We start from the raw sequence: 7,947 nt of genomic DNA, 5'->3' as shown, positions 1-7,947 counted from the left end.
CCCGTGGCATCCGCCCCCTGCGTCTCGCGAAGCTACTTCTCGGTGCCGATCGCGCCGTCGACGTTCTCGCGGACACCGTCGATCTTGTCGTGGTGCTCCTCGGGAACGACCTTCTTCGCGGCCTCCGACACGCCGTCGAGCACCTTGTCGCTGATGTCCTCCGCCTGCTCGCTGTTCAGCACCTCGGAGATCTTGTCCTTGTTCTCTTCGATGAAGTCTTGCGCCTTCTTCGTGATGTCGTCCAGAGCACCCATGGCCCCCACCTTTCGTTTCGACGTGGTCGTGCTCTGGTCATCGTATGGGCGCCGCCCGTCGAGTGGAAGGCCTGCGAAACGAGCCGGAGCACTTCGTCGCTGACGGTCACGTGAGCGTCGCCGACAGGTGGCACACTCGAATGGTGACTGCGACGCGCCCCTCCGACGACGACCTCGTCGGCCGATTCATCCGCTTGAGCCCGTTCGACATCGCCGACATCCCCGAGCTGTATCGCGCGCTCTGCCGTCCCGAGGTCTTCGCCGGCGGATACGGCGGAGGACCCGAGGGGCTGCCAGCCGACGCCGTCGCCTACGACGCGTTCGCGCGGTCGTACTACTCGGCCGACGAGTCGGCGATGCCGTGGACGGTGCGGCTCCGCGGCGGCCCCGATGACGGCCGGGTGGTCGGCGCCACGAAGCTCGGCGACTTCGACCTGCCGAACGAGTCGACGCACATCGGGTGGACGGCCTACGACCCGGGCGTCTGGGGCACGGCGGTCAACCCCGAGGCGAAGCTGCTGCTGCTCGACCTCGCGTTCCGCAACGGGTTCGGCCGGGTGAAGATCCAGGCCGACGCGATCAACACGCGGTCGCGCGCCGCGATCGAGAGGCTCGGTGCCCGCCTCGACGGGGTCATGCGCCGCCACAAGCGCCGGGCCGACGGCAGCTGGCGCGACAGCGCCGTGTACTCGGTCGTCATCGACGAGTGGCCCGAGGTGCGGGCCGGCCTCGAGGCGCGACTCGCCGCGTACGGCGACCGCCCGGTCGAGGTGCGCCCGGGCGCCTAGCCCCAGAGCTGCAGCGCGCCGTCGACGATCGCGGCGGCGCCGCCGGCATACGCGATCACGATCACGGCGATGCGCGCGGCGTGATGGGGGATGCGGCGGTGCAGGAGCTCGCCGAGGCCGAGGCCGACGAGCAGCGCCCCGATGACGAGCGGCCAGGCGCCGGGTTCGAGCTCGGGCAGCGCCCACCCGGTCGCACCGAGCTTGCCGACGAGCGAGGCCGCGCCGATCACGACGAAGTAGGGCTGGGCGGTGGCGGCGAACCCGGCCTGCGGCCATCGCGTGGCCACCGCGTAGACGCTGAGCGCCGGTCCTCCGACACCGGCCGAGGCGTTCATGAAGCCGGATGCCGCGCCGGCGACGATCGCCGGAACGGGCCCCGTCGCGACGTGGTCGGTGCGGGTGACGAGGAGCGACACGGTGAGGGCGACGACGACGAGGACCCCGACGCCGAGCTGGAGCACCGGCCCGGGCAGGCGCGCAGCGACGAGGGCGCCGATGGCGGTGCCGACGAGCGCCGGCACGACGAGCCATCCGAACCTGTTCCAGTCGACGAGCTTCCACACCCTCGGCAGGATGAGGAGCGAGGAGAGCACGGCGCAGAGGTTCACGAGCACGACGCCGTCGAAGGGGCCGAGCAGGATCACGAGCGCGGGCGCGGCGATGAGTGCGAAGCCCATGCCCGTGATGCGTTGCGCCAGTGCGCCGACGAGCACGGAGACGGCGACGGGCAGGAGCACCGAGTCAGCCTAGCCGCCCGTCAGCCGCGCTCGGGAACGTGCAGGCGGGTGAGGAATGCGTCAGTGCCGCGTGGCACGGCACGGCGGTCGCTGCGGGACACCACAACGGTCACGAGCACCGCGAGGGGCACGGTCCACGCGGCCGGCTGTTCGAGGAACGGGCGGAGCGCCGGCACGGCGGTCGAGAGCAGCGGGCCGCCGAGGATGGCACCGCCCGAGAGCAGTGCGCCCGTGACCATGCCCGCGATCGCGCCGCGCGCAGTGAGGCCGCGCCACCAGATGCCGAGGATCAGCATGGGGCAGAGGGTCGACGCCGTGAAGGCGAAGACGAGCCCGACGCTGCCTGCGAGACCCGCCGACTCGGTCGACAGCGCCACGACGAGCGGGATGAGCGACGAGGCGACGGCCGCGATGCGGAACCCGCGCACGCTGCCGCCGAGCAGGTCCTGGCTGATCACGCCGGCGAGCGAGACGACGAGCCCCGACGACGTCGAGAGGAACGCACCGAACGCGCCGGCGATGACGAGCGCGGTGAGCAGCTCGCCCCAGACCCCCGGCACGAGCCGCCCCGGCAGCAGCAGGATGAGCGCGTCGGCCTCGCCGGAGGCCGCGAGGTCAGGGGCGAACGCCCGGCCGAGCAGGCCGAACGCCGTCGGGAACAGGTAGAACACCGACAGGAGGGCGAGCACGATGACGGTCGTGCGCCGGGCCGCGACCCCGTCGGGGTTCGTGTAGAAGCGCACGAGCACGTGCGGCAGGCCGAGGGTTCCGAGGAGCAGCGCCACCATGAGCGAGACGGTGCGGTACACATCGAGGTCGGCGGGGCCGGCAGTGGGAGGGAAGGCCTCCGCCGGGGCGAGCTCTGCGGGCGGCTCGCCGCCGCCGACGAAGAGCAGCAGCGCGACGACCGGCACGGCCAGCGCGGTGAGCTTCAGCCAGAACTGGAACGCCTGCACGAAGGTGATCGAGCGCATGCCGCCCGCCGCGACGATGACCGCGACGAGCACCGCGACCGCCACCGACCCCACCCACGACGGCAGGCCCGTCGTGATCCGCACCGTGAGCGCCGCGCCCTGCAGCTGCGGCACGATGTAGAACCAGCCGACGACGATGACGAGCGTCGAGGTCACGCGCCGCGCCCACGTCGACTCGAGCCGCGCCTCGGTGAAGTCGGGGATCGTGTAGGCGCCCGAGCGGCGCAGGGGCGCCGCCACGAAGAGCAGGAGCATGAGGTATCCGGCCGTGTAGCCGATCGGGAACCAGAGGCCGCCCGAGCCCTGCAGCAGGATGAGTCCGGCGATGCCGAGGAACGACGCCGCTGAGAGGTACTCGCCGCCGATCGCCGAGGCGTTCCACCACGGCCGCACGGTGCGCGAGGCGACGTAGAAGTCGCTCGTCGTGCGTGAGACGCGCAGGCCGTAGAAGCCGATGAGGGCCGAGGCGAGCGCCACTGCGGCGATCGCCGAGTAGCCGATGACGGGGTTCACTCCGCCTCCGTGAGCGACCGGTAGCGTGCCTCGTTGCGTGCCGCGGCGCGCACGTAGAGCCCCGCGACCGTGAGCGCGAGGGGATAGACCCCGACGCCGAGCAGCAGCCACGACGCCGGAACGCCGAACACGAAGCTCGAGTCGAGGGCGGGCACGAACGCGATGGCGAGCACGAACAGGGTCGTGGCCACCGCGAAGCCGACCGCGAACACGATCGCGAGCCGCAACTGCGAGCGGATCAGCGAGCGCACGTAGACCCCCGCGATATCGCTCGTCGGCCCGCCCCGCGCATGCGGTGGCAGCGGCCGAGAGGATGCCCCGCCCCCGCCTGGTCGCGGAGCGGTGACGCGGACCCGCGGCGGCGGCCCCGCGGCATCCGCTCGCTCGCGGGGCGACTCGGTCACGCTACGTCCTCGGGCGGATGATCGTCTGGTCGAGCCGCTCGCGGAGGGCCGGCAGCAGCCGGCGGCTCACCGGCAGCTCGGCCTGGCCGACCGTGACGCTCGGGTGATCGGAGCCGAGCCGGATGCGGTTGATGTGGGCGAGCGACACGAGGTACGAGCGGTGCACGCGCACGAACCCGGCGTCGGCCCACTGCCGCTCGAGGTCGCTCATGGGCACCCGCACGAGGTAGCTCGCCTCCTCGGTGTGCAGCCGCGCGTAGTCGCCCTGCGCCTGCACGTAGCGCACGTCGTCGCGCCGGATCATGCGCGTCGTGCCGCCGAGGGTGACCGCGACCATCTCGGGCTCCGACGGTGCGCCGGCCGTCGTCTGGCTCGCAGCGCCCGCCTTCAGCGCCTCGACGATTCGGCCCACCGAGCGGTGCAGCCGCTCGGTGCGGACGGGCTTCAGCAGGTAGTCGACGGCGGCGAGGTCGAAGGCCTCGAGGGCTCCCTCCTCGTCGGCGGTGACGAAGACGAGCACGGGTCGATGCTCGAACCGGGCGAGTGCCCGCGCGAGGTCGAAGCCCGTGAGCCCGGGCATGTGGATGTCGAGGAAGGCGGCGTCGACCGGTTCGCGCGTGAGCAGGCGGATCGCCTCGGCCCCCGAGGACGCCTGGTGGATCACGCCGACGCGCGGGTCCTGCCCGAGCAGGAAGGCGAGCTCGTCGATCGCGGGCTGCTCGTCGTCGGCGATGAGCACGGAGATCATGGTTCCAGTCTCCCATCGGGGGTCGATGCGGCCGAGGGCCGCCTGGGCCCCGACTTCGGCACCCGCATGCGCACGAGCGTGCCGGCGCCGACGTTGGTCTCGACCACGAGGCCGAGCTCGTCGCCGTAGACCTGGCGGAGCCGGGCGTCGACGTTGCGGAGCCCGACGTGCTCGCCGCCGGCCGGGACCCCGGCGAGCACCCCGGCGAGCACCTCGGGGTCGATGCCCACCCCGTCGTCCTCCACGCTGATCTCGGCGAACGCGCCGGCGTCGGCGGCCGTGATCGTGATGTGCCCGCCGCCCTCCTTCGACTCGAGGCCGTGCCGCACGGCGTTCTCGACGAGCGGCTGGATCGAGAGGAACGGCACGACCGTCGAGAGCACCTCGGGGGCGATCTGCAGGGTCACCTTCAGGCGCTCGCCGAAGCGGGCCCGTTCGAGGCGCAGGTAGCTGTCGATCGACCGCAGCTCCTCCGCGACGGTCGTGAAGTCGCCGTGCCGGCGGAAAGAGTACCGGGTGAAGTCGGCGAACTCGAGCACGAGCTCGCGCGCCTGCGCGGGGTCGGTGTTGATGAACGAGGCGATCGCGTTCAGCGAGTTGTAGATGAAGTGCGGGCTGATCTGCGCCCGCAGCGCGCGCACCTCGGCCTCGGCCAGTGCCGCGCGCGACGCGTCGAGCTCGCCGAGCTCGACCTGGGCGGCGACCCAGTCGGCCACCTCCCCGGTCGCCCGCACGAGACCGGCCCGCACGGGGGAGGCGAAGGCGACGATCGCGCCGAGCGGGCCCGTGCTGCCGACGATCGGGGCGACGACCGCATCCGTCTCCCACGCGCCGATCGGGATGCGGCGCTGCACCTGCTGCCGGCCGCCGGTGATCGCCGCGGTCGCGAGCCGCTCGGCGACCGGACGCACGGCCTCGTCGCCGTCGATCGCGATGGTGCCCGAGCGATCGACGATCGCGAGGCTGTCGCAGCCGAGCAGGGCGCGCAGGTGCTTGCCGGCGCGAGCCGCGTCGAGTTCGTCGATGCCGCCGCGCAGGTGCTTCGCGGCCCGCGACGCGAGGTGGAGGGTCTGGTAGGTCGCCTGCTCGGCGTCGGTGCCGAGTTCCTTCGAGCTCAGCACGATGCGGCGCAGGAACACCACGAGTCCGACCGCGAGCGCCCCGCCGACCACGCCGAGGGCGGCGGCGAGCAGCATCGACTCGGGCATGCACGACAGCGTAACCGCTCGCGCCGCGCCGACCGGCTCGCTCGTCGCCGCCCGTTCGCCGCTCGTCGCACGATGGGCGCCGTTCGGCGACGACGAGCGGTATCGACCCCACGCCGACGTGCGAGCGCGCGAGAGTTGCCCCACTGCAACCCGCAGCGGCCGGGCCCCCCGCCCCGCCACGATCCCGAAGGAGACTCGCAATGGGCAACGACGCCCTGAGCGCGGAGACCGAGACGGCCCCACCCGTCGACTACCGCGCGGTGCAACAATCCGAAGAGTTCCAGCGACTGCGTTCGAAGCACCGGAGGTTCGTCTTCCCCGTGCTGGCCGCGTGCCTCGTCTGGTACCTCGCGTACGTGCTGCTCGCCGGCTACGCGCACGACTTCATGTCGACGCCCGTGTTCGGCAGCGTCAACGTCGCGATCCTGCTCGGCCTCGCCCAGGTCGTGACGACCTTCGCCGTGACGACCTGGTACGTGCGCTACGCCAACAAGGAGCTCGACCCCATCGCCGAGGAGATCCGCGACGAGATCGAGACCGGCGCGACGTTCACGTCAGAGGAGGTGGCACGCTGATGCTGCACTTCGAAGCCGCGAGCGCCTCGCCCGGCGAGCCCTGGCTCAACATCGCCATCTTCGGCGCCTTCGTCGCGATCACGATGATCATCGTGTTCCGCGCGAGCCGCAACAACAAGACTGCCGCCGACTACTACGCCGCGGGCCGCTCGTTCACGGGCGGCCAGAACGGCTCCGCGATCGCCGGCGACTACCTCTCGGCCGCGTCGTTCCTCGGCATCGTCGGTGCGATCGCCATCACGGGCTACGACGGGTTCCTCTACTCGATCGGGTTCCTCGTGGCGTGGCTCGTCGCGCTGCTGCTCGTCGCCGAGCTGCTCCGCAACACGGGCAAGTTCACGATGGCCGACGTGCTGTCGTTCCGGCTGAAGCAGAAGCCGGTGCGCATCGCAGCGGCGACCACGACGCTCGTCGTCTGCTTCTTCTACCTGCTCGCGCAGATGGCCGGGGCCGGCGGACTCGTCTCGCTCCTCCTCGGCGTCGGCGACCAGCTCGGCCAGGCGCTCGTCATCACCGTCGTGGGCGCGCTCATGATCCTCTACGTGCTCATCGGCGGCATGAAGGGCACGACCTGGGTGCAGATCATCAAGGCGATCCTGCTCATCGCGGGCGCCGGCGTGATGACGGTCTGGGTGCTCGCGATCAACGGGTTCAACTTCTCGACCCTGCTCGACAACGCGGTCGCCGCGGCGGGCAACCCCGAGATCCTGAACCCGGGCCTGAAGTACGGCGTCTCCGAGATCGCGAAGGTCGACTTCCTCTCGCTCGGCCTCGCACTCGTGCTCGGCACCGCCGCGCTGCCGCACGTGCTCATGCGCTTCTACACGGTGCCCACCGCGAAGGAGGCCCGGAAGTCGGTCGTCTGGGCGATCTGGCTGATCGGCATCTTCTACGTGTTCACGCTCGTGCTCGGCTACGGTGCGGCGGCCCTCGTGGGCGCCGACGTCATCGCCGCGGCTCCCGGCGGCCCGAACTCGGCAGCACCGCTGCTCGCCTTCGAGCTCGGCGGACCGCTGCTCCTCGGCCTCATCTCGGCGATCGCGTTCGCGACGATCCTCGCGGTGGTCGCCGGGCTCACGATCACGGCGGCGGCCTCCTTCGCCCACGACATCTACGCGAGCGTCGTGAAGAAGGGCAAGCCGGCACCGGGCGCCGAGGTCAAGGTCGCCCGCCGCACCGTCGTCATCATCGGCGTCGTGGCGATCATCGGCGGCATCGGGGCCAACGGCCAGAACGTCGCGTTCCTCGTGGCGCTCGCGTTCGCCGTCGCGGCATCCGCGAACCTGCCGACGATCGTCTACTCGCTGTTCTGGAAGCGCTTCACCACGCAGGGCGCCCTCTGGAGCATGTACGGCGGCCTCGCGTCGGCGATCATCCTCATCATCTTCTCGCCGGTGGTCTCGGGTTCCGAGACCTCGATGCTGAAGACCGAGGCGATCGACTTCGCGATCTTCCCGCTCTCGAACCCCGGCATCGTCTCGATCCCGCTCGCCTTCTTCCTGGGCTGGCTCGGCACGGTGCTCGACAAGAAGAAGGAGGACCCCGCGAAGCAGTCCGAGATGGAGGTGCGTTCGCTGACCGGCGTCGGAGCCGAGAAGGCGACCCAGCACTGAGAACCTCCCGGCGGCGAGACGTCCCACTCGTCGCCGGGAACCCACTTCGACGCGGCGGGAATGCCTGCCCGTGCCGCGTCGTCGAGTGAAGAGGCGGATGCCGCAGCAGCTGTCTCTTATACACATCCTCCGA

Annotated in this window: 9 protein-coding genes; 3 read left to right on the top strand and 6 right to left on the bottom strand. The window is 71.3% G+C overall.

Annotated features, from left to right (window positions below; genetic code table 11):
* Positions 1-32: 32 nt before the first annotated feature.
* A complete protein-coding gene (locus ACFTQE_RS19260) occupies positions 33-254 on the bottom strand; it encodes an Rv0909 family putative TA system antitoxin (RefSeq protein WP_376926584.1) in 222 nt (73 codons plus the stop codon).
* A 140-nt stretch (positions 255-394) separates the two neighbouring features.
* On the opposite strand from ACFTQE_RS19260, the gene ACFTQE_RS19255 reads away from it, so the two are divergent.
* Positions 395-1,042, top strand: a complete 648-nt coding sequence (locus tag ACFTQE_RS19255; RefSeq protein WP_376926583.1) for a GNAT family N-acetyltransferase — start codon at positions 395-397, stop codon at positions 1,040-1,042.
* Here ACFTQE_RS19255 and ACFTQE_RS19250 read toward each other — a convergent pair.
* The 5 genes from ACFTQE_RS19250 to ACFTQE_RS19230 are packed head-to-tail and all read right to left on the bottom strand — an operon-like array spanning position 1,039 to position 5,626.
* On the bottom strand, positions 1,039-1,779 hold the full coding sequence (locus ACFTQE_RS19250) for a TSUP family transporter (protein ID WP_376926582.1): 741 nt from the start codon (positions 1,777-1,779) through the stop codon (positions 1,039-1,041). The genes ACFTQE_RS19255 and ACFTQE_RS19250 overlap by 4 nt on opposite strands.
* A 20-nt stretch (positions 1,780-1,799) precedes the next feature.
* Positions 1,800-3,266 (bottom strand): cation acetate symporter, encoded by a 1,467-nt coding sequence (locus ACFTQE_RS19245; RefSeq protein WP_376926581.1) that lies wholly within the window; start codon positions 3,264-3,266, stop codon positions 1,800-1,802.
* A complete protein-coding gene (locus ACFTQE_RS19240; protein WP_376926580.1) occupies positions 3,263-3,670 on the bottom strand; it encodes a DUF485 domain-containing protein in 408 nt (135 codons plus the stop codon). The genes ACFTQE_RS19245 and ACFTQE_RS19240 overlap by 4 nt, the downstream gene beginning before the upstream one ends.
* Position 3,671: 1 nt before the next feature.
* Complete coding sequence (locus ACFTQE_RS19235; RefSeq protein ID WP_376926579.1) at positions 3,672-4,418, bottom strand: LytR/AlgR family response regulator transcription factor; 747 nt, start codon at positions 4,416-4,418, stop codon at positions 3,672-3,674.
* Entirely contained in the window at positions 4,415-5,626 is a 1,212-nt protein-coding gene (locus tag ACFTQE_RS19230; protein WP_376926578.1) for a sensor histidine kinase, read from the bottom strand. The genes ACFTQE_RS19235 and ACFTQE_RS19230 overlap by 4 nt, the downstream gene beginning before the upstream one ends.
* Positions 5,627-5,826: 200 nt before the next feature.
* Between ACFTQE_RS19230 and ACFTQE_RS19225 the strand changes: the two genes are divergently transcribed.
* Together ACFTQE_RS19225 and ACFTQE_RS19220 are read left to right on the top strand one after the other, a co-directional pair.
* Positions 5,827-6,201, top strand: coding sequence for a DUF485 domain-containing protein (locus ACFTQE_RS19225; RefSeq protein WP_376926577.1), 375 nt, complete (start codon positions 5,827-5,829; stop codon positions 6,199-6,201).
* Positions 6,201-7,814: a cation acetate symporter gene (locus ACFTQE_RS19220; RefSeq protein WP_376926576.1), complete on the top strand. Its 1,614-nt coding sequence runs from the start codon at positions 6,201-6,203 to the stop codon at positions 7,812-7,814. The genes ACFTQE_RS19225 and ACFTQE_RS19220 overlap by 1 nt, the downstream gene beginning before the upstream one ends.
* Positions 7,815-7,947: the final 133 nt, after the last annotated feature.

The sequence above is a fragment of the Agromyces sp. NPDC056965 genome (assembly GCF_042673425.1).
In the GTDB taxonomy this organism is placed as follows: Bacteria; Actinomycetota; Actinomycetes; order Actinomycetales; family Microbacteriaceae; genus Agromyces.
This window is presented reverse-complemented; position numbering and strand designations above follow the sequence as displayed.

Excerpts from the sequence above, each read along its gene's own strand:
- ACFTQE_RS19235 (WP_376926579.1), bottom strand. The coding sequence starts at position 4,418 with ATGATCTCCGTGCTCATCGCCGACGACGAGCAGCCCGCGATCGACGAG.
- ACFTQE_RS19220 (WP_376926576.1), top strand. The coding sequence starts at position 6,201 with ATGCTGCACTTCGAAGCCGCGAGCGCCTCGCCCGGCGAGCCCTGGCTC.
- ACFTQE_RS19260 (WP_376926584.1), bottom strand. The coding sequence starts at position 254 with ATGGGTGCTCTGGACGACATCACGAAGAAGGCGCAAGACTTCATCGAA.
- ACFTQE_RS19230 (WP_376926578.1), bottom strand. The coding sequence starts at position 5,626 with ATGCCCGAGTCGATGCTGCTCGCCGCCGCCCTCGGCGTGGTCGGCGGG.
- ACFTQE_RS19225 (WP_376926577.1), top strand. The coding sequence starts at position 5,827 with ATGGGCAACGACGCCCTGAGCGCGGAGACCGAGACGGCCCCACCCGTC.
- ACFTQE_RS19255 (WP_376926583.1), top strand. The coding sequence starts at position 395 with ATGGTGACTGCGACGCGCCCCTCCGACGACGACCTCGTCGGCCGATTC.